This is a genomic window from Streptomyces sp. NPDC051963 (genome assembly GCF_044593495.1).
Taxonomy (GTDB): domain Bacteria; phylum Actinomycetota; class Actinomycetes; order Streptomycetales; family Streptomycetaceae; genus Streptomyces.
Genome location: NZ_JBIUCC010000005.1, coordinates 136,971 through 162,712, shown reverse-complemented (window position 1 = coordinate 162,712; position 25,742 = coordinate 136,971). Strand labels below are relative to the sequence as shown.

Genomic DNA, 25,742 nt, shown 5'->3' with positions numbered 1-25,742 from the left:
ACGCTGCCCCGGAGCCCGCCCCCGTTCCCTGCGCGGCCACGCAGCGCATCGACAGGAGAGACCCTCGTGCCGAAGTCACGTATCCGCAAGAAGGCCGACTACACGCCTCCGCCGGCGAAGCAGTCGACGGCCATCAAGCTCACCAACCGCGCCTGGGTGGCACCCATCATGCTGGCCATGTTCCTCATCGGCCTGGCATGGATCGTCGTCTTCTACGTCACCGACGGCTCGCTGCCCATCGACAGTTTCGACAACTGGAACATCGTCGTGGGCTTCGGCTTCATCGCCGCCGGCTTCGGCGTCTCGACGCAGTGGAAGTAGCAGTCACAAGCCGGTGAACACAGCTTTGCCCAGGGCTATCCGCTGAGTTATCCACAACTTGTCAAGATTTCCACACCCCGCCTGGGGATAAAGAACGACGATCTGTGGATAACCCACCGGGTGTTGACGCCGGTACGACTGTCGCACGACGGATTCGGAAGTGCGTTCGCCCCCTGCCTGACCTGCGGAAACGAAGGTCCAGGACAGGGGGCACAACTGTTCCCACACAGCGTGCACAAGATCCGCCACACGCTGTGGACAATGCCTGGGGATCAGGTGAGCTGGGCAGTCCTCAACAGCGTCATCCCGACGATCACGGCCAGGAACAGCACACAGCTGCCGTACTGGATGAGGTTCCGCCGCTCACGCGGGGCGTGGACCATGGCGTAGCCGATCACGACTCCGGCGACGAGTCCGCCGATGTGGGCCTGCCAGGCGATATTGCTCCACCCGAAGGTGAAGATCAGGTTGATCACCAGCAGGGCGATGATCGGCCGCATGTCGTAGTTCAGGCGCCGCACGAGAACGGCGGTCGCGCCGAAGAGGCCGAAGACGGCGCCGGACGCGCCGAGCGAGGCCGTGGTCGGGGACTCGATCAGATAGGTCAGGGCGCCTCCCGCCAACCCGGAAACCAGGTAGAGGGAGATGTAGCGGGCCCGGCCCAGGGCGGCTTCGAGGGGGCCGCCGAGCCACCACAGGCTGAGCATGTTGAAGGCGATGTGCCAGATGGCCTCGTGCGTGAACATCGAGGTGAACAGGCGGTACCACTCGCCCTCGGCGACGCCTTCCGAGGGTGCGAAGGGGGCCGGGGGCCACTGGCCGATGAGGACCAGGTCGTTCAGGAGCGACGACGATGACTGGACGGCGATGAAGACCGCGAGGTTGATCCCGATCAGGATCTTGGTGATCAGCCGCGGGTCGGCGGTGACGGTGCCGCCGGCGATGGTGCGGGGCCGGGCCGCGGTGGGCGAGACGCCGGTGCCGGCGGCGCCGCGGACGCACTCGGGGCACTGGAAGCCGACGGAAGCGCTGACCATGCACTCGGGGCAGATGGGGCGATCACAGCGGGTGCAGCGCACGCCTGTCTCACGGTCCGGGTGCCGGTAGCAGACAGATGCGCCCTGTGCGGGCTGAGGGCCTTGGTCCTCCGGGCCCTGCGGGCTGCCTGGCGCCTGGTCCATGGGATCCCCTCGGTCGTCGTCCTCATAAGAACCGCCCCGCCCATCCTTACGGATGAGCGGGGCGTTTGGTTCCCTGCGGGGCGCTTCGGGCATCCGCCCCGTTGAGGGCTCAGCCCTCGCGGGTCTCCACGACGACCGACTCGATGACGACGTCGTTGACCGGGCGGTCGGTGCGCGGGTTGGTCTGGGCGGTCGCGATGGCGTCGATGACCTTCTGGCTCGCCGCGTCGGTGACCTCACCGAAGATGGTGTGCTTGCGGTTCAGCCAGGTCGTCGGGGCGACGGTGATGAAGAACTGCGAGCCATTGGTGCCCGGACCGGCGTTGGCCATGGCCAGCAGGTAGGGCTTGTCGAAGGCGAGATCCGGGTGGAACTCGTCCTCGAACTGGTAGCCGGGGCCCCCGGTGCCGTTGCCCAGCGGGTCACCGCCCTGGATCATGAAGCCGCTGATCACCCGGTGGAAGACCGTGCCGTCGTAGAGCTTGTTGGTGGACCGCTCACCGGTGGTGGGGTTGGTCCACTCACGCTCGCCGTTGGCGAGCTCGACAAAGTTCCGGACCGTCTTGGGCGCGTGGTTCGGCAGAAGCCGGACTTCGATGTCGCCGCTGTTGGTCTTCAGGGTGGCGTAAAGCTGCTCAGCCACGATCTGCCTTCCGTTGTCTTCCTGTGACCCCCTGATCCTCGCACGGTCCACGCCCTACGTCGCCCGGCGCCCGGTTCCGCACCGATTTGCCTGCGTGTCGCTTGCGCGAAATCCGGGCGAGTGGCCCCGGGGCAGGAGCGCTGGGCGACGATCCGTGGCATTGTCGACGACAAGCTCCTGTTGCCCCGTATTCATCCGCTATTGCACTTGATCCATGACCCGGATGCCCGCTCTCACATGCCTCGGGGTGCGCCTGGAGGCATGATCCGTAAAAGGGTGGATAGCCGAAATACCGTACGCCACCGAGGAGGAGGATCCCGTGACCCGCATCGACAGCGTGCGCGCCGCGACCGGCTCGGCGAAGGACAGCGTGCTGCACGCCGCGGAAGTGGTGGCGCCCTACGCCGACACGGCCAAGGACAGGGCCACGCACTATGCGCACGAGGCACGCGTACGGCTTGCGCCGAAGGTGTCGCTGGCCGCCGAGCAGGCCCGCGCCCAGTACGGCGTGTATGTAGTGCCGCGTCTGGAGCAGGCCCGTACGCATGTACCGCCGAAGGTCGACCAGGCCGCCCATGAGGCCGCCGTCCGTACCCGTAAGGCCGCCCGACAGGCCGCCGACTATTCCAAGCCGCGCATCGAGCAGGCGGTGGCCGCGGCTGGGCCCGTCAAGGACGAGGCCACCGCTCGCAGCGCCGCCGCGCTGGCCGCGCTGCGCAGCCATGTCTCGGCCGAGGACATCCAGAAGCTGGACCGCAGGCACGAACGGCGGGCACGGGCCGGTCGGCTCGCCAAGACGCTGGCCGTTCTGGGTGTGCTGGCGGGTGGCGCTTTCGCCGCCTGGAAGTGGTGGGACAAGCAGGCCAACCCCGACTGGCTGGTCGAGCCGCCCGCCGCGACAGAGGTGTCCGAGGGCGGCCGACTCACCTCGGTGGACGGCACGGGTCAGTCCGTGCTCGACCCCGAGGTTCAGGCCAAGGAGGCCGAGGAGGAGGCCGCCAAACGCGACGAGGACCGGTGAGCGTTCCGGCAGATCGCGTCAATTGTGCGGTGGGGCGGGAGACTTGAGAGTCTCCCGCCCCACCGCGATGTTTCACGTGGAACAGTCGCGCCGTGTTCCAACCGGGCACCCGTTTACGCACACCGCTCACGATGACGTTTGCAACGGTCCAGTTGTGCAGGTTCCGCACAGACTTCCTTAACAGAACGCATTTCCGTGGTTACCCGTGTCCATTCACTCCAGCTCACACAGGGCCCGCAGGGCAGAGCACCCCACTCGCACCACGTCGGACACGTGCGCGACCGCCTCTCCGTCTGTGCGCCCTCCACCTGTTTGCGCAAAGACCTGCAACGACGCCGGACCACGTCACGTGACGCACGTCACCCCTGAAATCCAGCCCAAAAAAAGGACCGGCCAGGGCCACGAAGGCACCTGACCGGTCCGAGATGTGGAGCCTAGGGGAGTCGAACCCCTGACATCTGCCATGCAAAGACAGCGCTCTACCAACTGAGCTAAGGCCCCGGAAGACAGGCGTCCGACCGGAAGAACCGCATACCGGCGGGCGCCGCAGACCAGAGTACCGGGTCACCCCCCGTATCTCGCAAAACGATTGGGGGTCCCGATGGACGGCCACTCTCCGTAAGATGCTCGGCGTGGTTCGCGACAGCGAACCGCCGTTTTGGGGAAAGCGATGGGGAGACGCAATGGACGCCGCACAGCAGGAAGCCACCGCAAGAGCGCGGGAACTGCAGCGGAACTGGTATGGGGAGCCGCTGGGGGCGCTCTTCCGTAAGCTGATAGACGATCTTGGCCTCAACCAGGCTCGTCTCGCGGGGGTACTGGGCCTGTCCGCACCAATGTTGTCGCAGCTGATGAGCGGCCAGCGGGCGAAGATCGGCAATCCCGCCGTGGTTCAGCGGGTGCAGTTGTTGCAGGATCTGGCCGGGCAGGTCGCGGACGGCAGCGTGAGTGCGGCCGAGGCGACTGAGCGCATGGAAGAGATCAAGAAGTCGCAGGGGGGCTCGGTGCTCAGCAACACCACGACCACAACCAGCAGTTCGGGAGCGCCGACCGTCAAGCGCGTGGTCCGCGAGATCCAGTCGCTGCTGCGCTCGGTGGCGGCGGCCGGAGACATCATCGAGGCGGCGGACACTCTCGCCCCGACCCACCCGGAACTGGCAGAGTTCCTCCGGGTGTACGGCGCGGGCCGCACCTCCGACGCAGTCGCGCACTACCAGTCCCACCAGAGCTGAACCGGCGGGCCCGGTCACCGAAGGGGGTTCGGCAGCCGGGTCGACGGCCGAGGAGAAGTGCCAGGGGTCACGGAGCACGGGGGCTCCGGGCTACGGGGGCTGGGGCTGCGAGGGCTGTGGCTACGAAGGCTGGGGCTACGGGGGCCACAGTCTTACGGGCCGCAGGCTTACGGGGGTATCTCTTATCCAACAGGGGGCGGCAGGAGTCGTATTGCTCGTCGCGGGGGGAAGCAAGGGGGACAGCCGAAGGGGGAGGAGCGACGCACAGCCATGGGTGAGGTCTTCGCCGGCCGGTATGAACTGGCCGACCCGATCGGACGCGGCGGTGTGGGCGCCGTGTGGCGCGCCTGGGACCACCGCAGGCGCCGCTATGTCGCCGCCAAGGTGCTGCAACAGAGCGACGCGCACTCGCTGCTGCGCTTTGTCCGGGAGCAGGCGCTCCGGATCGACCACCCCCATGTGCTCGCGCCCGCCAGTTGGGCCGCAGACGACGACAAGGTCCTGTTCACCATGGATCTGGTCGCCGGCGGTTCGCTGGTCCATCTGGTCGGGGACTACGGCCCCCTGCCGGCGCCCTTCGTCTGCACTCTGCTCGACCAACTCCTCTCCGGGCTGGCCGCGGTGCATGCGGAAGGCGTCGTGCACCGCGACATCAAGCCCGCGAACGTGCTGCTGGAGGCCACCGGCACGGGTCGGCCGAGGCTGCGGCTGTCGGACTTCGGCATCGCCATGCGCCTGGGCGAACCGCGGCTGACGGAGACCAATCTCGTGGTGGGCACACCCGGTTATCTGGCCCCCGAGCAGATGATGGGCGCGGAACCCGACTTCCCCGCGGACCTGTTCGCCGTAGGGCTGGTGGCGCTGTATCTGCTGGAGGGCGCCAAGCCGGACGCCAAGGCACTCATCCAGTACTTCGCCGAGCACGGCACTCCGGGGGCGCCCACGGGCATTCCCGAACCCCTGTGGCAGGTCGTGGCCACGCTGCTCCAGCCGGATCCACAGGCGCGGTTCCGCACGGCCACGGGGGCGCGCAAGGCGCTCGCCTCGGCCGCGGAGCTCCTCCCGGATGCCGGCCCCGACGACGAGTTGATCGAGATCTTCGACCAACTCGGCCCGCTCCCCCCGGGGTTCGCCCCCGAGGGACCGCTCAAGCGCGCACCCGGAGTGGATTCGCTCAGGGCCGGGCGCGGGTCGACCGCCGGGCGGGACGAAGGGGATGCGTCGTCGGGCACGGGCTCCACACCGAACGGCTCCGGCACAGGGCACGTGCCGACCGGCTCCGTCCCGGGGTATGTGACGGCCGAGTCCGATGCGGGGCACTTCGCGGCCGACTCCCATGCGGGTTCCAGACCCAGTAACTCCGGGACTGGCTCTGTCCCGATCGGCCCGGGCAGCCCTGTCGTACCGGCTGATCTGCGGCAAGGCACAGATCCACGGCAGCCGAGCACTCCAGGGCCGGGCACCGATCCCGATCCCGATCCCCGACAGCCAACGGGCTCGCAGCCGCCGAGCATGTCGGACACCGGGAGCTTCCACCTGCCGCCCCCTCAGGTCACCGACCACCCACAGCCGCAGCCACGGCCCCAGTCCCAGCCATACGAGGGCAGCCAACCAAGCCCTGCCCCTCTCCCTGCCTACTCGCCTTACGACCCCACGCATGTCCTGTCCTCCCCCCATCCGCACACGCCGCGCCACTCCACTCAGGCCCTGACACCGGTGTCGCACCCACGCGGCGATGCCTCTACTGCTTCGTACACCGCTCAAGACCCGCAGGTTCCACCTTCCGCGCAGGCAATTTCGCAGCCACGCCACCGTGCGGCCCGCCCGCCCCGCCGCCCCGGTCCACCGGCGAAGGTGACCGTCCCGCTGCTGCTGCTCGCCCTGGCCTGCTACGCGGTGGGGTTCTGGGCGCTGACGCGCATCTGAACGCAGCCCCCAAGGACCCGAGTCACCCCGCCCTCGGCCCTACCAGGCCCCGACCCGCCTACGTGCCACAAGCGTCCACACCCCGAGCACCGCCAACAGCACCGTGCCCGCGCCGATCCCGCTCACGGCGACCACCGCCATCGTGTCGTCGCTGCTCCCGGACGCTTCAGAGCCGCCGACGTTCGTGGCCTCCCGGTCCTGAGCCGTGAGCTCGAAGAGGTTCGGCGGCTGCGCTGATCCCGCGTAACCGGGCCCTGCCTCTGCCGCGCCGCTGACCCGTGTCCGCAGCGTCAGCTCGAAGGGGCCGTCGCCGAACCGTTCGCCCACCTGCTCAGCGAGGTGGAGGACGAGGTAGTACGACCCGGCGAACCGCATTCCGTTGACCTGGTCGGAGTTGTCGTACCGGTTGGCGTACTCGACCGGCGGCAGCGGATCGAGCGTTCCCGTCTTCTGGCTGCCGTTGTAGCTGACGCTGACGTCGTCGACGCGGGCGCGCACGGGGTTGTAGAGGGACATGTCCAGGGCGACGGCCACCAAGCCGCCGTCGCCGCCGCTCGAACCGCCCAGCTCGGCGGTGGCGTAGAGCTGCTGTCCCCAGTCGACCGGCACCTTGTAGAACACGGTCTGCCCGGGCCGCAGGTCGTCGCGCCAGACGCCCTGACCGACGGTTGCGGCCCGGGTGAAGCCGTCGCCGCCCTCACGGTGCTCGGCCTCGTCGAGCAGGGGCGTGGGCGAGGCGGAGTTCCAGTCCTCGGGTGCCTCGGTCGCACCGGTCTGCCTCAGCCGCGGCTCGGAGACGGGGGCGAGCTCCAGGTCCCAGGCGTCGGATGAGGAGTCGTCCCGGTCGGCGCGCTCGACGATCACGTAGTAGGTGCCCGCACCCTGGCAGGAGGAACCGGGCACGGGGGTCTCACGTGCTCCCCAGGCGGCGATCGGATGAGGGCTGCGGCTCCCGAAGCCGACCGTCTCGTAGGAACAGGAGCGGCTGTCGGTGTCCTGAAGCGTCACCCTGAGGTTGTCGGTGGGGGTCACCGTGGTGCCGGCGCGCGGGACGGCTGTCACGGAGACGTAGACGTTCGACGTGGCGTCGAGTTCGAGGCGGTAGTAGAGCTTGCCGTCCTGTGGGAGGGCGCTGCGGTACGTCGTGCCCACGTCCAGCCGGTCGGCGCCCGTGGTGTCGGTCGCCCCGTCGACGGACCGGGCATTCTCATCGAAGGCGTACGGGCCGGGAGCCTCGAAGGCGTATGAGCCGGGCGACGTCCCGGCGGCGAACGCGGCCTCGCCCGGCACGACTGCCGCCGCACCCAGGACCACTGCCACGACAGCCACGCGCGCGTGCCGCGACGGACAACGACCGTGCCACCCCCTCGCACGCCACCATGCCGTGCACCGCCGCCCCATCACGCGCCACCCCTCGTCGTCGCCGGACCCGGGACCGTGGCCCATCCTGCCCCGATCGGGGGTATGTCATCCGCGCAATCCGTACGAGCGGCCGAAACACCTGCCTCAAAGGCACCCCTGACACATCCGGGGCCGCCCCGCAACACAAAACCCCGACCGCGAGGGCGGTCGGGGTCTTTCAGAATCCGATGTCGATACTCACGAACCCGTGGGCACGGAGTCAGTCGCCTCCGTCCACAGATCCTGCTCGGCGCGATCCGCCTGGATCTGGCGGTACACGAGGAGCCCGCCGATGGCGGCCAGTGCGACCAGGAGAAGCTTCTTCACCGCGCGACCTCGTCTTTCATTGACGTAGGGGACCTCTGGCGCCCGACTATACACACCGACCGATATCGATCGGTGACCTGTATCGGCAGCCAACTCCCGTCCGGAAGACCGCAGTAGAAGCGGATGTCATCGCTCCGATCGGAGGGTGATCACATCGCCACGGACGGCTACTTTGGGCCCGTCCGCCTACCTTTCAGCCCTCTTGCGGCCATCCGAGTGGTGTTGATCGGAAGATCGACGCGTCATGGGCGTTGGTCCACCACTTCGCCGCCCACATACACATCATGAGGAAAGTACGCAAATCGCCCAACCCGAAAGTGAGGGGCCATGGCCCGCACCAAGGTCATGAAGCTGTGGACCGCCATCATCACCGCCTTCCTGGCGCTGTGCACGACGCTCGGACTCATCACCACGACCGCCGCCGCTGCCGTACCGCAGACCGAGGCGCCGAGCGAGAGCATCGCGCAGGTGACGACACCGCCCATCCCCTGGGCCTGGTCCCGCTCACTGCCCCCCACCATGAAGCAGCGCATCCGCGCCGAGGCCCACGGCAAGTCCCCCAGCTGCCGCCACCGCCCCTCGGAGGACACGGTCGAGGACACGGCTCTCCAAGCCGCCTCCCTCTGCGACCCGGCCGAGCCCGTCGCCACCCTCCAGCGCTGACCCCGGCGCCTTCTTCCCTCCCCCATCCGGCCACGGCGACTTGCGTACAGCACCGCCCGGACCAAGGCCCGGCCGCTCATCGAGCGGCCGGGCCTTTCTCATGAACCCGTATATGCCAAAGACCCCCAACCACGTTCGGTTGGGGGTCTTCATGCTGGTGGGGCTAACAGGATTTGAACCTGTGGCCTCATCCTTATCAGGGATGCGCTCTAACCAACTGAGCTATAGCCCCGCCGCGCTCTGCGGTGTGTGTCCCGCGCGCTGACCCCTGAAGATTAGCGCACGACGTGGGCAGTCCCAAAATCGATAGTCAGAGGACCGTCGGCCGAGGTTTGAAAACGACGCGCGCAGTTAATGTCACTCGTCTTCGGCGAGCGTCAGCTCGACGCCGCCGACGAAGCCCGCGGACAGGTTGTAGATGAACGCGCCGAGCGTGGCCAGTGCCGTCGCGAGGACGACGTCGATGACCGCGATGATCGACGTGAACATCAGGACGTGGGGGAGCGACAGGAACGACTGGAGGTCGAAGCCGTTCGACTCGTTCGAGCCGGTCGCCTCCGAGATCGTGCCGCCGACCGTCGAGAAGACACCCATGGCGTCCATGACCATCCACAGCACCGCCGAAGCGACGATCGTGCAGATGCCCAGCGCGATGGAGAGCAGGAAGCTCACCTTCATGACCGACCACGGGTCGGCCTTCGCCACCCGCAGCCGGGCCTTGCGGGTGCGGGGCGTCGTACGGGCGCCCGTACGGGGGCGGCGTACGGCGCCGGCGGGCGCCGCCGCGGGCTGGTAGGCCTGCGGCGGGTGGTAGGGCCCGGCGGGCTGCTGGGGCTGGCGCTCCCCCGGCAGCGGAGAGGGTGACGGCTGCGGTGCCGGCTGCGCGGCGGGCTGGTCCGCCGGCTGGGGCTGGGCGCCCGCAGCGGCCGGGCCCGCTCCAGCCGGGTACTGCTGGGTCTGCGAGCCTCGGGTGTCCGGCACAGTTCCCCCCTGGGATCCTTGAGTATCAGGCGAGTGCGAGTCGGTCGCGGGTGACTTGACCGCTTGCAGATTGGTCGTGTGCGAGTCCGTCACACGCGCGGCGGAGCCAGGGGCACCGCCGTCCGTGTTCGTACCGGTCGATCCGGCGCCCGTGGCTCCGCTCACGATGACTCACTCCTCGTGCTACTCGGCCGAGGGCGCCTCACCCTCGTCCGTGCCGGTGGTCACGACATCCTCGGCGGTCTCGTCCACGGCCACGTCGCCGTCGACTTCCTCCGCCTCGCGCCCCGCCTCGGCGTTGCGTGCGATACCGACCACGGCATCGCGCTTGCCCAGGTTGATCAGTTGGACGCCCATGGTGTCACGGCCTGTCTCCCTGACCCCGTTGACTCGCGTACGAATCACACCGCCGCCCAGCGTGATGGCGAGGATCTCGTCGGTCTCCTCGACCACCAGCGCACCGACGAGCGATCCGCGGTCCTCCACGATCTTGGCGGCCTTGATACCGAGGCCGCCGCGTCCCTGGACGCGGTACTCGTCGACAGGGGTCCGCTTTGCGTACCCACCGTCGGTGGCAGTGAACACGAACGTACCGGTTCGAACAACATTCATCGAGAGCAGCTCGTCGCCCTCGCGGAAACTCATGCCCTTGACACCCGAGGTGGCACGGCCCATGGGGCGCAGGGCTTCGTCCGTAGCGGTGAACCTGATCGACTGCGCCTTCTTGCTGATCAGCAGCAGATCGTCCTCGGACGAAACGAGTTCGGCTCCGATCAGCTCGTCATCGGAACCGTCCGCCGTCTCACGGAGGTTGATCGCGATGACGCCGCCGGAACGCGGCGAATCGTAATCCTTCAGAGGCGTCTTCTTGACCAGACCGCCCTTGGTGGCGAGCACGAGGTACGGCGTCGCCTCATAGTCACGGATGGCGAGGATCTCGGCGATCGCCTCGTCCGGCTGGAAGGCGAGCAGGTTGGCCACATGCTGGCCGCGCGCGTCACGGCCGGCGTCGGGAAGCTCGTACGCCTTCGCCCGGTAGACACGGCCCTTGTTGGTGAAGAACAGCAGCCAGTGGTGCGTGGTGGACACGAAGAAGTGGTCGACGATGTCGTCTTCCTTGAGCTTCGCGCCGCGCACACCCTTGCCGCCGCGCTTCTGGGCGCGGTAGTCGTCGGTCTTGGTCCGCTTGACGTAACCGCCGCGGGTGACCGTCACCACGATGTCCTCTTCGGCGATGAGGTCCTCGATGGACATGTCGCCGTCGTAGGGCACCAGCATGGTCTTGCGGTCGTCGCCGTACTTCTCGACGATCGCGGCGAGTTCCTCGCTGACGATGCCGCGCTGGCGGACCGGCGAGGCCAGGATCTCGTTGTACTCGTTGATCTTCGTCTGGAGTTCGTCGTGCTCCTGGACGATCTTCCGGCGCTCCAGGGCCGCGAGGCGCCGCAGCTGCATCTCGAGGATGGCGTTGGCCTGGATCTCGTCGATCTCCAGGAGCTCCATCAAGCCCACGCGCGCGATCTCGACGGTGTCGCTGCGCCGGATCAGCGCGATGACCTCGTCGATGGCGTCCAGGGCCTTCAGCAGACCGCGCAGGATGTGCGCCCGCTCCTCGGCCTTGCGCAGCCTGTAGCGCGTGCGGCGGACGATGACCTCGATCTGGTGCGTCACCCAGTGGCGGATGAACGCGTCGAGCGACAGCGTGCGCGGCACGCCGTCGACCAGCGCCAGCATGTTGGCGCCGAAGTTCGTCTGGAGGTCGGTGTGCTTGTAGAGGTTGTTCAGTACGACCTTGGCGACCGCGTCCCGCTTCAGGACGATGACCAGGCGCTGGCCGGTGCGCGACGAGGTCTCGTCACGGACGTCCGCGATACCGCCGACCTTGCCGTCCTTCACCAGGTCGGCGATCTTCTGCGCGAGGTTGTCGGGGTTCACCTGGTACGGCAGCTCCGTCACCACCAGGCACTGGCGGCCCTGGATCTCCTCGACCTCGACCACCGCCCGCATGGTGATCGAGCCGCGGCCCGTGCGGTAGGCCTCCTCGATGCCCTTACGGCCCACCGCCAGGGCTCCGGTCGGGAAGTCCGGGCCCTTGATGCGCTCGATCAGGGCGTCCAGGAGCTCCTCGTGCGAGGCCTCCGGGTTCTCCAGGTACCACTGGGCGCCGGACGCGACCTCGCGCAGGTTGTGCGGCGGGATGTTGGTCGCCATGCCGACCGCGATACCGGCCGAGCCGTTGATCAGCAGGTTCGGGAACCGGGCCGGCAGAACCGTCGGCTCCTGGTTGCGGCCGTCGTAGTTGTCCGTGAAGTCGACGGTCTCCTCGTCGATGTCACGGACCATCTCCATGGACAGCGGCGCCATCTTGCACTCGGTGTAGCGCATGGCGGCCGCGGGGTCGTTGCCCGGAGAGCCGAAGTTGCCGTTGGAGTCCACCAGCGGCATCCGCATCGACCACGACTGCGCCAGGCGGACCAGCGCGTCGTAGATCGAGGAGTCGCCGTGCGGGTGGTAGGTGCCCATGACGTCACCGACGACGCGGGCGCACTTGTAGAAGCCGCGCTCGGGGCGGTAGCCGCCGTCGTACATCGCGTACAGGACGCGGCGGTGGACGGGCTTGAGTCCGTCCCGGACGTCCGGCAGCGCACGCGAGACGATGACGGACATCGCGTAGTCGAGGTACGAGCGCTGCATCTCCGTCTCGAGCCCGACGGGCTCGACGCGCAGGGTGAAGCCCTCGTCTTCAGGAGTGCCTGGAGTGTTCTCGTCGGCCATTGCTGGTGAAGATCCTTCCTGGTGCGGTCAGCTGAGACCGACTCAGATGTCGAGGAACCGGACGTCCTTGGCGTTGCGCTGGATGAACTGGCGGCGTGCCTCGACGTCCTCGCCCATCAGGACCGAGAACAGGTCGTCGGCCTGGGCGGCGTCGTCGAGGGTGACCTGGCCGAGGACGCGGTGTTCCTGGTCCATCGTGGTGATGCGCAGCTCCTCGGCGTTCATCTCGCCGAGGCCCTTGAAGCGCTGGATCGAGTCTTCCCTGACGCGCTTGCCGTTCTGCCGACCGAGCTCGGTCAGGGCGTCGCGCTCGCGGTCGGAGTACGCGTACTCGAAGTCGTCCCGGCCCCACTTGATCTTGTAGAGCGGCGGGCGGGAGAGGAACACGTGCCCGGCCTCGACCAGCGGCCGCATGAAGCGGAACAGGAAGGTCAGCAGCAGGGTGTTGATGTGCTGGCCGTCGACGTCGGCGTCCGCCATCAGGATGATCTTGTGATAGCGCAGCTTCTCGATGTCGAAGTCCTCGTGGACTCCGGTACCGAAGGCCGAGATCAGCGCCTGGATCTCCTGGTTCTGCAGGATCTTGTCGATCCGCGCCTTCTCGACGTTGAGGATCTTGCCTCGGATCGGGAGGATCGCCTGGTACTGCGGGTTGCGGCCGGACTTGGCCGAGCCGCCGGCGGAGTCACCCTCGACGATGAAGATCTCGCACTTGGTGGGGTCGTTCGACTGGCAGTCGGAGAGCTTGCCCGGCAGCGACGCCGACTCGAGCAGCCCCTTGCGGCGGGTGAGGTCACGCGCCTTGCGGGCGGCCACGCGCGCGGTGGCGGCCTGGATGCCCTTGCGGACGATGTCCGCGGCCTCGTTCGGGTTGCGGTCCAGCCAGTCGTTGAGGTGTTCGTAGACCGCCTTCTGGACGAAGGTCTTCGCCTCCGTGTTGCCCAGCTTGGTCTTGGTCTGGCCCTCGAACTGCGGCTCGCTCAGCTTCACCGAGATGATCGCGGTCAGACCCTCGCGGATGTCGTCACCCGTGAGGTTGTCGTCCTTCTCGCGGAGTAGCTTCTTGTCGCGCGCGTACTTGTTGATCAGGTTCGTCAGCGCGGCGCGGAAGCCCTCTTCGTGGGTGCCGCCCTCGTGCGTGTGGATGATGTTGGCGAAGGAGTACACGCCCTCGCTGTAGCCGCTGTTCCACTGCATGGCGACTTCGAGGGAGAGGGCCTTGTCCTTGTCCTCGGCCTCGAGGTCGATCACCGTCGGGTGCACCACCTCTCCCTTGCGGGAGTTGAGGTACTTCACGAAGTCGACGATGCCGCCTTCGTAGTGGTACGTGACCTTCTTGACCTCGGCGGTCTCGTCCGCGCCCGCCTCGTCCGCCCCGGAGGTGGCCTTCGCCGACTCGCGCTCATCAGTGAGTTTGATCGTCAAACCCTTGTTGAGGAACGCCATCTCCTGGAAGCGCCGCGAGAGCGTCTCGAAGGAGTACTCCGTGGTCTCGAAGATGTCGCTGTCGGCCCAGAAGGTGACGGACGTGCCGGTCTCGCCGGTGGCCTCGTGCTGGGCGAGCGGCGCCGTGGGGACACCCAACTTGTAGTCCTGCGTCCAGCGGTGGCCGTCGGTCTTCACCTCGACCGCGACCTTCGAGGACAGCGCGTTCACCACGGAGACGCCCACGCCGTGCAGACCACCGGAGACCGCGTAGCCGCCGCCGCCGAACTTGCCGCCCGCGTGCAGCACGGTCAGGACGACTTCAAGGGCCGGCTTGTTCTCGGAGGGGACGATGCCCACCGGGATGCCACGGCCGTTGTCGATGACGCGCACACCGCCGTCGGGGAGGATCGTCACGTCGATGGTGTCCGCGTGGCCGGCCAGCGCCTCGTCGACGGAGTTGTCGACCACCTCGTACACGAGGTGGTGGAGTCCGCGCTCACCGGTCGAGCCGATGTACATGCCGGGTCGCTTGCGGACCGCGTCCAGACCCTCGAGGACGGTGATGGCGCTGGCGTCGTACGAGGCGGTGACCTCGCCGTTCGACGAGGTCACCGCGCCGATCTCGCCGGTGTCGGTGGACGGGATGTTCTCGTTGGGGTTGCCGGAATCGGCCACGAAGCGCCCTTTCTGGCACAGCACCAGCCAGGCTCGTCGGCGGGTTGCCGGAGCGGCTGCGGCATGTTGCGTTGGTAAGCCTTGATCAGCGTTGCTCAGCTTTTCCCGGGCGGTCCCCACGGATGGGGCGGGATTAGCTTCCAGTCTACCGGTAGCGCCGACAGTGATGGGGGTTTGCCGGTACCTGAGTCCTCATGTGGCGCCCTGAATCGGTCTCTACCGGGTCCCCATATACGGAGCGGGGCTCCAAGAGGCTCACAGAGGCACTCAGCGCTTCCGGCTGTCAACCCTTGGCTACTTCGGAGTCAGGTCGGGATTCGCAACCGCGTCTGCTTGTGCTTCGCAGGCGTCGACGCGCGTTGATCGACACCGCCGACGTGATGTCCGTCACCCATAGGTGTCGCCGGGTCCCGTACTGCCCGGGGCGCGCAGGGGACCGTAGCGGCGGACGGGGCCACTGGGGCCGTTCACCTTGATCATCTCTACGGTGCCGTGGCCCAGGTCCTCGTTGAGGCGGGCGACCAGCGTGGGGGCGAGCAGGCGCAGATTGGTCGCCCAGGCCGTGGAGTCGCAGCGCACGACCAGCACGTGCTCGTCCTCGTCGTACTTCTCCGGCTCGCAGTGCTTGGCCACGTCCTCGCCGACGATCTGCGGCCAGCGGCCCATCACACCGCCCACCGCGGCCGGGGCCTCCCAACCGCGCTCGTTGATCAAGCGGTTGATCGCGGCACCGAGCGCCATGGGGTCGCGTCCGTCGGCACGCGCGCCGGAGCGCAGGCCGCCGCGCCGCGCCTGCTTCTTCTGCTGCGCGGCGTCTCCACGCGCGCGTGCCTGTTCCTTCGCGGCGCGCAACGCCACGCGCGCGAGGTCGACGCCGGACGGCTCGGGCGCCTTCTGCTCAGGTGCTCTCCTGGAATCGTCGGCTGTCATGCGCGCTCCACCGTCCCGTCCGACACGGTGTACCGCGTCCCCGTCAGTACGTGCGGTACGTCGTCGTCCACCGCGGCCGTCACCAGCACCTGCTCACCCGGCGCGACCAGCTCGGCCAGCCGCTCACGCCGACGGGTGTCCAGCTCGGCGAACACGTCGTCGAGGATCAGCACCGGTTCGTTCCCCTCGGCCCTGAGCAGGTCGTACGACGCCAGCCGCAGTGCCAGCGCATAGGACCAGGACTCTCCGTGGGAGGCATATCCCTTGGCCGGCAACTCACCGAGTTTGAGACTCAGATCGTCCCGATGAGGCCCTACGAGGGTGACGCCCCGCTCGATCTCCTGCTTGCGGGCTTCGGCGAGCGCGGCCATCAGCTGCGCGTAGAGGTCCTCGCGCAGGTGCGCCTCACCCGGCGCGGACGGCTTGTACTCCAGGGCGACCGGGCCGCCGCCGGGGGCCAGTTGCTCGTACGCCTTGTCGGCCAGCGGCTGGATCGCGGCGATCAGGTCGAGACGCTGGGCGAGCAACTCGGCGCCCGCGCGCGCGAGGTGCTGGTCCCAGACGTCGAGGGTGGACAGGTCCATGGAGCGACCGCCGTGCCGTCGGGCCAACGCGGCCGACTTCAGCAGGGTGTTGCGCTGCTTGAGGACCCGTTCGTAGTCCGAGCGCACACCCGCCATGCGCGGGGAGCGGGCGGTGATCAGCTCGTCCAGGAAACGGCGCCGCTCCCCGGGATCGCCCTTGACCAGCGCGAGATCCTCCGGCGCGAACAGCACGGTCCGTACGATGCCCAGCACATCACGGGGTCTGACCTGCGAAGACCTGTTGATGCGGGCGCGGTTGGACTTGCCGGGGTTCAGCTCCAGCTCGATCAGCTGCTGCCGCTCGCCCTGCTTGACCTGCGCCCGGATGACCGCCCGGTCGGCTCCCATACGGACCAGGGGGGCGTCCGAGGCGACGCGGTGGCTGCCGAGGGTGGCGAGGTAGCCGACCGCCTCGACGAGGTTCGTCTTGCCCTGGCCGTTGGGGCCCACGAAGGCGGTGACGCCCGGGTCGAGCGGAACCTCGACCCGGGCGTACGAGCGGAAGTCGGCCAGCGACAGATGCGTGACGTGCATGGTCGTTCGCCGACCTCCCCCAGTGTCCTGTAGTGCTGGTTACGTCTTCGTTGCTGGTTACTTCTTCTCGACCGCGTGGCCGCCGAACTGGTTCCGCAGCGCCGCGATCATCTTCATCTGCGGAGAGTCCTCCTGGCGCGAGGCGAACCGCGCGAAGAGGGAGGCCGTGATCGCGGGCAGCGGCACGGCGTTGTCGATGGCGGCTTCCACAGTCCAGCGGCCTTCGCCGGAGTCCTGTGCATAACCGCGCAGCTGCTGAAGGTGCTCGTCCTCATCGAGGGCGTTCACCGCGAGGTCGAGCAGCCAGGAGCGGATGACCGTCCCGTCCTGCCAGGAGCGGAACACCTCCCGGACGTCGGTCACGGAGTCGACCTTCTCCAGGAGCTCCCAGCCCTCGGCATAGGCCTGCATCATCGCGTACTCGATGCCGTTGTGGACCATCTTCGCGAAGTGGCCGGCGCCGACCTTGCCCGCGTGCACCGCGCCGAGATCGCCCTTGGGCTTGAGGGCGTCGAAGACCGGCTGCACCTTGGCGACGTTCTGCGCGTCGCCGCCGTACATCAGCGCGTAGCCGTTCTCCAGGCCCCAGACGCCGCCGGAGACACCGCAGTCGACGAAGCCTATGCCCTTGGCGGCGAGCTCCTCGGCGTGCCTCTCGTCGTCCGTCCAACGCGAGTTGCCGCCGTCCACGACGACATCACCGGGCTCCAGAAGCTCGGCCAGCTCGTCGACGGTCGACTGCGTGGGGGCACCGGCCGGGACCATCACCCATACGACGCGCGGACCGCTGAGCTTGCCCACAAGTTCTTCCAGGCTGTGGACATCGGCGAGGTCCGGGTTGCGGTCGTATCCGACGACGGTGTGGCCTGCGCGGCGGATCCGCTCGCGCATGTTGCCGCCCATCTTGCCGAGGCCGACGAGACCGAGCTCCATCAGTTGTTCCTTAGGTTGCGGTGTGGCGTGTGAGGCACTTTCGTGCACACGTCCGAGCCTAAACCCGGACGCTCACGCACACCTGTGGGCATACGCGCTCATACGTACGCCCCGACCTGCAGCTTCGACAGACGGGCGAGCCCGGTTGTCCACTCGGAGCTCACACCCTGTGGACAACCGTCCGCGGCGTCGACCGCTCAGCCGCTCAGCCGCACAGGCATGATCAGGTACTTGTAGGCCTCGTCCGCCTCGGCGTCCAGTGCCGGCTTGCCGCTGAGCAGCGCGGGCTTGGTGGACGTCGTGAACGACAGCTGGGCCACCGGGGAGTCGATGGCGCTGAGGCCGTCCAGCAGGAACGTCGGGTTGAAGGCGATGGACACGTCGTCGCCCTCCAGCTGGGCGTCAACCCTTTCCACAGCCTGTGCGTCGTCGCTGGAGCCGGCCTCCAGGATGAGCACGCCCTGCTCGAAGCTGAGCCGCACCGGGGTGTTGCGCTCGGCGACGAGGGCCACGCGCTTGACGGCCTCCACGAAGGGGGCGGTCTCGATCACGGCGATGGAGTTGAACTCCGTCGGGAACAGCGAGCGGTACTTCGGGAGGTCGCCCTCCAGCAGGCGGGTCGTCGTGCGCCGGCCGGCACCCTCGAAGCCGATCAGGCCCTCGCCCGCGCCCGAGCCGGACAGCGCCAGGATCACGCTGTCGCCACTGGTGAGCGCCTTGGCGGTGTCCAGGAGCGTCTTGGCGGGCACCAGGGCGACCGCGGACGCTTCCGGGTTCTCCGGCTTCCACAGGAACTCACGGACCGCGAAGCGGTAGCGGTCGGTGGAGGCCAGGGTGACCCGGTCACCCTCGATCTCGATGCGCACACCGGTGAGGACGGGCAGCGTGTCGTCACGGCCTGCGGCGATGGCGACCTGGGAGGCGGCCGAGGCGAAGACCTCGCCGGGGACGGTGCCGGTCGCGGTCGGCATCTGCGGCAGCGCCGGGTACTCCTCCACAGGCAGTGTGTGGAGTGTGAATCGCGAGGAGCCGCAGACCACCGTCGCCCGTACACCGTCTGTGGAAATCTCCACCGGGCGGTTGGGCAGGGCGCGGCAGATGTCGGCGAGCAGCCGGCCGGAGACGAGGACCGTGCCCTCCTCCTCGACCTCGGCGTCCACGGAGACGCGCGCGGAGACCTCGTAGTCGAAGCTGGACAGGCTCAGCTGGCCTTCCTCGGCCTTCAGCAGAAGGCCGGCGAGGACCGGCGCCGGCGGACGGGCCGGGAGGCTGCGCGCCGCCCAGGCCACTGCCTCCGCGAGTACGTCGCGTTCCACCCGGATCTTCACTGTTGCCGCCTCCTGCTGTTGCCGGCGCTTCTCGGCCTGCCTGGCTTCGTCGTCTGTCTCGGTGTGTTCGGCCCCTGTGAGGGGAAGGACACCGGGGAACAGTCTGACGCACGGCACTGACAGTAGGTGCCTCTCGGGGTCAAGTCGTGACGAGGGGCAGTCGGGCGCCGAAGAGCAAGTTGTGCACAGGACCCCCTTCTAAACGGATTCCTCACTCTCTCTAGTTGGGAGTAGTAGTAGGGCCTGTGGATACGGTGGATAACCCTGTTTTCCCAGGTCAGCAAGGAGATTTTGTCCACGGGCCCTGTGGGCGACGACGGTGGACAACCAGGCGAATCTGTGGAGAACGGAAAGTTCTGCACACGCCGTGCACAGCCTGAGGTGACTTCTCCCCAGCGCCGTCCCCAGCTTTACCCACCTTTCCCACAGCCCAACCTGGGCTCTCGATGTGACGCCTTTCACTCGACCCGGTGAGTTGGCGCGTCGTGTTGCCGAACAGTGGACAGCGGTGTGGAGAAGCCGGCGAATACTGGGGACAACTGGCCCCAGCCTGTGGGTTGTCGGTGGACAACTTCGTGCACACCCTGTGGATCTTTTCCCTGTCCACAGTCTGTGGAGATCGTTCGTCCACGAATCCACAACCACTTGACCTGGCCTGATGCTCTGTCAACAGAGTGGGCTGTGGACAGGATCTGGACAACTTCCCAGTCCCCAGGGTGTGGACGGCAGAAAGTCACCGAATCTGTGGAGAGTGGCCGTAACGCGGCGCGTATTCGAACACCGGGTTGCCCCGGCACGACGAAGGGCGCCCTCCGGATCTCCTCAGGAGGGCGCCCTTCGTCGTCGTAACTCTGTGGCTGTCAGCCGTTCTTGATGCGGTTCGTCAGCTCGGTCACCTGGTTGTAGATGGAGCGTCGCTCGGCCATCAGATTGCGGATCTTGCGGTCGGCGTGCATCACCGTCGTGTGGTCGCGGCCGCCGAACAGTGCGCCGATCTTCGGCAGCGACAGGTCCGTCAGCTCACGGCACAGGTACATGGCGATCTGGCGGGCCGTGACGAGCTGGCGGCCGCGGGAGCTGCCGCACAGGTCCTCGACCGTGAGGCCGAAGTAGTCCGCGGTCGCGCTCATGATGGCCGTCGAGGTGATTTCCGGCGTCGAGTCGTCGCCACCCGGGATGAGGTCCTTGAGCACGATCTCGGTCAGGCCCAGGTCCACCGGCTGCCGGTTGAGCGACGCGAACGCCGTCACCCGGATCAGCGCGCCTTCCAGCTCGCGGATGTTCCGCGAGATCCGGGACGCGATGAACTCCAGCACCTCCGGCGGGGCGTTGAGCTGCTCCTGCACCGCCTTCTTACGAAGGATGGCGATACGGGTCTCCAGCTCGGGCGGCTGGACGTCGGTGATCAGACCCCACTCGAAACGGTTCCGCAGCCGGTCCTCCAGCGTCACCAGCTGCTTGGGCGGCCGGTCGCTGGAGAGCACGATCTGCTTGTTGGCGTTGTGGAGGGTGTTGAAGGTGTGGAAGAACTCCTCCTGCGTCGACTCCTTGTCCGCCAGGAACTGGATGTCGTCGACGAGCAGGATGTCCATCTCCCGGTACCGCTTGCGGAAGCTGTCGCCCTTGCCGTCGCGGATGGAGTTGATGAACTCGTTGGTGAACTCCTCCGAGCTCACGTAGCGCACGCGCGTGCCCGGGTAGAGGCTCCGCGCGTAGTGCCCGATCGCGTGCAGCAGATGCGTCTTGCCGAGCCCGGACTCCCCATAGATGAAGAGGGGGTTGTACGCCTTCGCCGGTGCCTCGGCGACGGCCACCGCGGCCGCGTGCGCGAAGCGGTTGGAGGCACCGATGACGAACGTGTCGAAGAGGTACTTCGGATTCAGGCGCGCGGTCGGTTCGCCGGGACCGGTCGCCGGCGCGGGCTGCGCGGCCAGCGGGCCGGGGGCGCCGGTGGTGGGAAGCGTGGGGCCGACCGGTCCGCCGCGATGCACATGACCGGAGCCGGACGGCGGCTCGTGCCGTTCCCGGCGGGCGTCACGCTGGTTGTACTCGGAGCGGGACTGTTCGTATTCGGAGCGCTGTGAGTCGTAGGACGGGCGCTCCATCGACTGCGGACGGTAGTCCTGGGACGGCGGGGAGTACGAGTCCTGGGGCGGCGGGGCGTAGGAGTCCTGGGATCCGTACGAGTCCTGAGAGCCGTAGGAATCCTGGGATCCGTACGAGTCCTGCGACGGCGACGCGTACGGGTCGCGCTCGGGGAAGCCGAGCCGCTGCTGCTGCCAGCCGTAGTCGTCCTGGGATCCGCGCGGCCAGGCGCCCGGCTCGGGGCGCTGGTACTCCGAGGGGTACGCAGGGCGGGCTGTCGGGAGCTGATCCGCGCGGGGCGGGGGCAGCTGGTCGCTCGGGGTGCCGGGGCGGTCGTCGGCGCGGTGGCGGCCGTAGCCCTCGTACTGGGAGGAGGGGGGTTCCGGCTCGTCGTACCGAGGGCGCGTGGGTGGTGCCGGTGGGGTCGGGGGCTCGCCGGCGGAGTCGTCGACGGTGATCGCGATGCGGATCGGGCGGCCGCATTCGCGGCTCAGCGTCTCGCTGACGATCGGCGCCAGACGGCCCTCCAGTACGCCCTTCGCGAATTCGTTCGGTACGGCGAGCAGAGCGGTGTCGGCGACCAGCGCCAGCGGCTGGCAGCGGCGGATCCAGCGCTCGTCCTTCGCCTCCACTCCCTGTCCGCGGCCCTCGCCGAGGAGCTGCTCGAGTACTCGTGGCCACACTGCGGCAAGATCGGCAGGCACGTCAGCCACAGGGCACGCTCTCTCGTGGGTCCCACGAACGTGTGGTTGTGGGACGGCTAGGGATTCAAATCGGATGGGACGGGCGAATCGGAGTCCAGCCACGGTAGTCAGGGCGACGGGTGCGGTTCAAGTTGTTGTCCCCAGGCTGTGGATAGTGTCTCGTGAGGGCTGCTGGTTTGACCGTATGGCGTAGCCCCGCGTACCGTAACCAGGTCGAGTTGTCGATGGCTGCTGCCGCCTGCCTCCGATGGGCACAGATCGCGTCAAGGTGATCGGGAAGCGGTGCACTCGGGCGTTAACGCGAGCTACTCGTGGGCGCACGGTGACAGCCAGGACGGCACCCGCCACTACCGATTGATTTCTGGAGCCCCCGAGTGAGCAAGCGCACCTTCCAGCCGAACAACCGTCGTCGCGCGAAGACCCACGGCTTCCGCCTGCGGATGCGTACCCGTGCCGGACGCGCGATTCTCGCGAACCGCCGTAGCAAGGGTCGCGCCAGCCTGTCCGCCTGATTCTGATCAGGTCATGACGTCGTGCTGCCTACCGAGCATCGGCTGAGGCGGCGCGAGGACTTCGCGACCGCTGTACGGCGAGGACGTCGGGCCGGCCGCCCGACTCTTGTCGTCCACCTTCGTAGCGGTGCCACGGACCCGCACGCGCCTGGGGAGAGCGCTCCCCCGACGCGTGCGGGTTTCGTCGTGAGCAAAGCGGTGGGCGGTGCCGTCGTACGGAACAAGGTGAAGCGCAGACTCCGGCATCTGATGCGGGAGCGAGTCGCCCTGTTGCCCCCCGGTAGCCTGGTAGTCGTACGAGCGTTGCCCGGCGCGGGCGACGCCGACCATGGACAACTGGCCCAAGACCTGGATGCCGCCCTGCAGCGGCTGCTGGGAGGGGGCGCACGATGAAGTACCCGCTACTTGCTCTGATCAAGCTCTATCAGTGGACGATCAGTCCGCTGCTCGGGCCGGTCTGCAAGTACTACCCGTCGTGCTCCCACTACGGCTACACGGCCATCGACCGGCACGGTGCCATCAAGGGAACGGCACTCACCGCCTGGCGCATCCTGCGGTGCAATCCGTGGTCGCTCGGTGGTGTGGACCATGTCCCGCCGCGCAAGCGCCCGCGGTGGCACGAAATGCTGCGTGACGCCTGGCGTGCACGCAAGGGCGGGCACTCCGCCGCCGAAACGGCCACAGAGGGACAGAGTCCTTCGAGCCCGGCCGCAGAGACCCCGTCCCATGCCCAAGGAGCATGATTAGTGGACACGATTGCCAGCCTCTTCAGCTTCATCACGACACCTGTCTCCTGGGTCATCGTCCAGTTCCACTCGGTGTACGGCGCCATCTTCGGCCCTGACACCGGGTGGGCCTGGGGCCTGTCGATCGTGTCCCTGGTGATCCTGATCCGTATCTGCTTGATCCCGCTCTTCGTGAAGCAGATCAAGTCGACCCGGGCCATGCAGACGCTGCAGCCCGAGATGAAGAAGATCCAGGAGCGCTACAAGAACGACAAACAGCGCCAGTCCGAAGAGATGATGAAGCTGTACAAGGAGACGGGTACCAACCCGCTCTCCTCGTGCCTTCCCATCCTGGCGCAGTCGCCGTTCTTCTTCGCCCTGTACCACGTGCTCAACAGCATCGCGACGAACGACACCATCGGCGTGATCAACAAGAGCCTGCTGGAGAGCGCGCAGAAGGCGCACATCTTCGGTGCCCCCCTCGCGGCGAAGTTCACGGACAGTTCGTCCAAGGTGGAGGCGCTCGGCGCCACGCTGACCGACGTCCGGATCGTCACCGCGATCATGATCGTCCTGATGTCTGCGTCGCAGTTCTACACGCAGCGCCAGCTGATGACGAAGAACGTCGACACCACGGTGAAGACGCCGTTCATGCAGCAGCAGAAGATGCTGATGTACGTCTTCCCGGTCATGTTCGCCGTCTTCGGCATCAACTTCCCGGTCGGTGTCCTCGTCTACTGGCTGACCACCAACGTGTGGACCATGGGCCAGCAGATGTATGTCATCCACAACAACCCGACCCCGGGTTCCAAGGCTCAGGCCTCGTACCTGGAGCGCCTGCACAAGCACGTCATGCACCACAGCAAGACCCGCAACCGGCGTGAGCGCGCGATCGTCAAGGCCATCGTCGCCAAGGGCCGCGACCGCAACGAGTACGAGCGCAAGTTCATCAACGGCCTGAGCAAGGCCGGCCTCGTGGCCCAGGCCGACGGTTCCGTCGTGAAGGGCGAGAGCGCGACCGCTGTCGAGACCGAGGACGGTACGCCGACCAGCGGCACGCCCAAGCGTCAGCAGCCCAAGCGCCAGAGCAAGTCTCAGCGGCAGACCGGCGGCCCCAAGGCGGCCGGTGAGTCCTCCGAGCCGAAGACGTCGCTGAGCAAGTCCGACGAGCCCGAGGACGCCAAGCCTGCCGCGAAGAAGGCCGAGCAGAAGCCCGGCTCCGGTGGTTCCGGTGGTCGCAGCAAGGCCCAGTCCGGGCGCAAGGGCCCGCAGCGGCCCAAGTCCCCGTCCAAGAAGTAAGAAGGAGTCCATCCCGTGACGGAAGGCACCACCTCCGCTGCTGCCGAGGGTGCAGACACCCTGTCCCGCCTGGAGCAGGAGGGCGAGATCGCGGCGGACTACCTCGAGGGTCTGCTGGACATCGCCGATCTCGACGGCGACATCGACATGGATGTCGAGGCGGACCGCGCCGCCGTGTCGATCATCAGCGACTCGAGCGGCCGTGACCTGCAGAAGCTGGTCGGCCGCGACGGTGAGGTGCTGGAGGCGCTCCAGGAGCTCACGCGCCTGGCCGTGCACCGGGAGACCGGTGATCGCAGCCGTCTGATGCTGGACATCGCCGGCTTCCGGGCCAAGAAGCGCGCGGAGCTTTCCGAGCTGGGCGCCAAGGCCGCTGCCGAGGTCAGGAGCAGCGGCGAGCCCGTGAAGCTGAAGCCGATGACTCCTTTCGAGCGCAAGGTCGTGCACGACGCGGTCAAGTCCGCGGGTCTGCGCAGCGAGTCCGAGGGCGAGGAGCCGCAGCGCTTCGTCGTTGTACTTCCTGCCTGATCGGTCCTTACGGTCCTCCGGCCCCGTCTGCCCGGCAGGCGGGGCCGAACTTTGTCAGCCTGATAGTTCTGGTGGTTCTCGTGGTCGGCGCTCGGTACGCCGATGCGGTACGGAAGGACGGTCCCCCGTGACGGAGGCAGCGGAGCTTCCCCCTGCGCCCGAGCAGGCGCGTGAGGTGTTCGGTGATCGCTTCGCGGATGCGGTGCGCTATGCCGAGCTGCTCGCTGATGCGGGCGTTCAGCGCGGTCTGATCGGCCCGCGTGAGGTGCCCCGCCTGTGGGAGCGGCACCTGCTGAACTGCGCGGTGCTCTCCGAGGTCGTGCCCGAGGGGGTGACGGTGTGCGATGTCGGCTCGGGTGCCGGCCTGCCCGGCATTCCTCTGGCTCTGGTTCGGGAAGACCTGAAGATCACTCTGTTGGAGCCACTCCTTCGGCGTACCACCTTCCTGACCGAGGTCGTCGAGCTTCTGGACCTTGACCACGTGACCGTCGTGCGCGGGCGGGCCGAAGAGGTCATGGGGAAGCTCACACCCGTGCATGTCGTGACCGCACGTGCCGTGGCTCCGCTGGACCGACTGGCCACCTGGGGTATCCCGCTCCTGCGCCCGTACGGCGAGATGCTCGCCCTCAAGGGCGACACCGCTGAGGAAGAGCTCAAGAGCGCCGCGACGGCACTGAGTAAGCTCGGTGCGGTGGAGACGTCCATCGTCCATGTGGGCGAGGGAGTGGTGGATCCGCTGTCCACGGTCGTACGGGTTGAGGTGGGCGAGAGTCCGGGCGGTGTGCGCTTCGCCGCGAAGCGCGCGAAGGCGGCCAGGACTGGACGTGCGCGGAGGCGCCGCTGATCCGTCCTGATGACGAGACGTACTCCACACAAGCCGCCAAACCTACCCACGCCGGAGTGTCGCGACAGTTCGGCTGCCACTGCTGTGCATCGTGTTTCACGTGAAACGTCGCTCATTGCTGCACGGCATCATCAGCCGGGGCCGCGCCGCGGCCGAACCCCG

Annotated in this window: 23 protein-coding genes and 2 tRNA genes; 11 read left to right on the top strand and 14 right to left on the bottom strand. The window is 67.7% G+C overall.

The window, feature by feature from the left end:
• The first annotated feature begins 66 nt into the window (after positions 1-66).
• Positions 67-321: a cell division protein CrgA gene (gene crgA, locus ACIHFB_RS21470; protein ID WP_365271727.1), complete on the top strand. Its 255-nt coding sequence runs from the start codon at positions 67-69 to the stop codon at positions 319-321.
• A gap of 272 nt (positions 322-593) precedes the next feature.
• Here crgA and ACIHFB_RS21465 read toward each other — a convergent pair whose 3' ends face one another.
• Together ACIHFB_RS21465 and ACIHFB_RS21460 are read right to left on the bottom strand one after the other, a co-directional pair.
• Positions 594-1,502: a rhomboid family intramembrane serine protease gene (locus ACIHFB_RS21465; protein WP_400127618.1), complete on the bottom strand. Its 909-nt coding sequence runs from the start codon at positions 1,500-1,502 to the stop codon at positions 594-596.
• A 109-nt stretch (positions 1,503-1,611) separates the two neighbouring features.
• A complete protein-coding gene (locus tag ACIHFB_RS21460; RefSeq protein ID WP_365271722.1) occupies positions 1,612-2,145 on the bottom strand; it encodes a peptidylprolyl isomerase in 534 nt (177 codons plus the stop codon).
• A 319-nt stretch (positions 2,146-2,464) separates the two neighbouring features.
• On the opposite strand from ACIHFB_RS21460, the gene ACIHFB_RS21455 reads away from it, so the two are divergent.
• A complete protein-coding gene (locus ACIHFB_RS21455) occupies positions 2,465-3,166 on the top strand; it encodes a DUF5324 family protein (protein WP_365271719.1) in 702 nt (233 codons plus the stop codon).
• 428 nt (positions 3,167-3,594) lie between these two features.
• Here the strand turns inward: ACIHFB_RS21455 and ACIHFB_RS21450 are convergent.
• Positions 3,595-3,667, bottom strand: a tRNA-Ala gene (locus tag ACIHFB_RS21450).
• Positions 3,668-3,849: 182 nt separating this feature from the next.
• Here ACIHFB_RS21450 and ACIHFB_RS21445 point away from each other — a divergent pair.
• Positions 3,850-4,398, top strand: a complete 549-nt coding sequence (locus ACIHFB_RS21445; protein WP_210573411.1) for a DNA-binding protein — start codon at positions 3,850-3,852, stop codon at positions 4,396-4,398.
• 270 nt (positions 4,399-4,668) lie between these two features.
• On the top strand, positions 4,669-6,324 hold the full coding sequence (locus ACIHFB_RS21440; RefSeq protein WP_400127617.1) for a protein kinase: 1,656 nt from the start codon (positions 4,669-4,671) through the stop codon (positions 6,322-6,324).
• Positions 6,325-6,363: 39 nt separating this feature from the next.
• On the opposite strand, the gene ACIHFB_RS21435 is transcribed toward ACIHFB_RS21440, so the two are convergent.
• The gene (locus tag ACIHFB_RS21435) at positions 6,364-7,725 is read right to left on the bottom strand and encodes a hypothetical protein (RefSeq protein WP_400127872.1); all 1,362 of its coding nucleotides are present in this window, start codon (positions 7,723-7,725) and stop codon (positions 6,364-6,366) included.
• A 198-nt stretch (positions 7,726-7,923) separates the two neighbouring features.
• Complete coding sequence (locus ACIHFB_RS21430; protein WP_003999697.1) at positions 7,924-8,052, bottom strand: DLW-39 family protein; 129 nt, start codon at positions 8,050-8,052, stop codon at positions 7,924-7,926.
• Between the two features lie 327 nt (positions 8,053-8,379).
• Between ACIHFB_RS21430 and ACIHFB_RS21425 the strand changes: the two genes are divergently transcribed.
• Complete coding sequence (locus ACIHFB_RS21425; RefSeq protein ID WP_365271711.1) at positions 8,380-8,715, top strand: DUF6344 domain-containing protein; 336 nt, start codon at positions 8,380-8,382, stop codon at positions 8,713-8,715.
• A gap of 155 nt (positions 8,716-8,870) precedes the next feature.
• Here the strand turns inward: ACIHFB_RS21425 and ACIHFB_RS21420 are convergent.
• The 9 genes from ACIHFB_RS21420 to dnaA form a co-directional block, all read right to left on the bottom strand.
• A tRNA-Ile gene (locus ACIHFB_RS21420) sits at positions 8,871-8,947 on the bottom strand.
• 125 nt (positions 8,948-9,072) lie between these two features.
• On the bottom strand, positions 9,073-9,861 hold the full coding sequence (locus tag ACIHFB_RS21415) for a DUF3566 domain-containing protein (protein ID WP_365271708.1): 789 nt from the start codon (positions 9,859-9,861) through the stop codon (positions 9,073-9,075).
• Between the two features lie 18 nt (positions 9,862-9,879).
• The gene (gene gyrA, locus ACIHFB_RS21410) at positions 9,880-12,471 is read right to left on the bottom strand and encodes a DNA gyrase subunit A (protein WP_365271705.1); all 2,592 of its coding nucleotides are present in this window, start codon (positions 12,469-12,471) and stop codon (positions 9,880-9,882) included.
• Positions 12,472-12,513: 42 nt separating this feature from the next.
• Positions 12,514-14,574, bottom strand: a complete 2,061-nt coding sequence (gene gyrB / locus ACIHFB_RS21405; protein ID WP_365271702.1) for a DNA topoisomerase (ATP-hydrolyzing) subunit B — start codon at positions 14,572-14,574, stop codon at positions 12,514-12,516.
• A gap of 387 nt (positions 14,575-14,961) precedes the next feature.
• Positions 14,962-15,504: a DciA family protein gene (locus ACIHFB_RS21400; protein WP_365271701.1), complete on the bottom strand. Its 543-nt coding sequence runs from the start codon at positions 15,502-15,504 to the stop codon at positions 14,962-14,964.
• Entirely contained in the window at positions 15,501-16,622 is a 1,122-nt protein-coding gene (gene recF, locus ACIHFB_RS21395) for a DNA replication/repair protein RecF (protein WP_365271698.1), read from the bottom strand. Before recF ends, ACIHFB_RS21400 begins: the two co-directional genes overlap by 4 nt.
• Before the next feature lie 57 nt (positions 16,623-16,679).
• Positions 16,680-17,555, bottom strand: coding sequence for a phosphogluconate dehydrogenase (NAD(+)-dependent, decarboxylating) (gene gnd, locus ACIHFB_RS21390; protein ID WP_365271695.1), 876 nt, complete (start codon positions 17,553-17,555; stop codon positions 16,680-16,682).
• Between the two features lie 197 nt (positions 17,556-17,752).
• Complete coding sequence (gene dnaN / locus ACIHFB_RS21385) at positions 17,753-18,883, bottom strand: DNA polymerase III subunit beta (protein WP_210585431.1); 1,131 nt, start codon at positions 18,881-18,883, stop codon at positions 17,753-17,755.
• 860 nt (positions 18,884-19,743) lie between these two features.
• A complete protein-coding gene (dnaA, locus tag ACIHFB_RS21380; RefSeq protein ID WP_365271692.1) occupies positions 19,744-21,681 on the bottom strand; it encodes a chromosomal replication initiator protein DnaA in 1,938 nt (645 codons plus the stop codon).
• 365 nt (positions 21,682-22,046) lie between these two features.
• On the opposite strand from dnaA, the gene rpmH reads away from it, so the two are divergent.
• From rpmH to rsmG, 6 genes are all read left to right on the top strand, one after another.
• Positions 22,047-22,184, top strand: a complete 138-nt coding sequence (gene rpmH / locus ACIHFB_RS21375) for a 50S ribosomal protein L34 (protein ID WP_005482975.1) — start codon at positions 22,047-22,049, stop codon at positions 22,182-22,184.
• Between the two features lie 21 nt (positions 22,185-22,205).
• Positions 22,206-22,577: a ribonuclease P protein component gene (gene rnpA / locus ACIHFB_RS21370; RefSeq protein ID WP_365271689.1), complete on the top strand. Its 372-nt coding sequence runs from the start codon at positions 22,206-22,208 to the stop codon at positions 22,575-22,577.
• A complete protein-coding gene (gene yidD, locus ACIHFB_RS21365; protein WP_210585434.1) occupies positions 22,574-22,927 on the top strand; it encodes a membrane protein insertion efficiency factor YidD in 354 nt (117 codons plus the stop codon). The genes rnpA and yidD overlap by 4 nt, the downstream gene beginning before the upstream one ends.
• Positions 22,928-22,930: 3 nt before the next feature.
• Positions 22,931-24,208, top strand: coding sequence for a membrane protein insertase YidC (gene yidC, locus ACIHFB_RS21360; RefSeq protein ID WP_365271686.1), 1,278 nt, complete (start codon positions 22,931-22,933; stop codon positions 24,206-24,208).
• 15 nt (positions 24,209-24,223) lie between these two features.
• Positions 24,224-24,736, top strand: a complete 513-nt coding sequence (locus ACIHFB_RS21355) for a protein jag (protein WP_400127616.1) — start codon at positions 24,224-24,226, stop codon at positions 24,734-24,736.
• Positions 24,737-24,863: 127 nt separating this feature from the next.
• On the top strand, positions 24,864-25,580 hold the full coding sequence (rsmG, locus tag ACIHFB_RS21350; RefSeq protein WP_365271681.1) for a 16S rRNA (guanine(527)-N(7))-methyltransferase RsmG: 717 nt from the start codon (positions 24,864-24,866) through the stop codon (positions 25,578-25,580).
• Positions 25,581-25,742 lie beyond the last annotated feature (162 nt).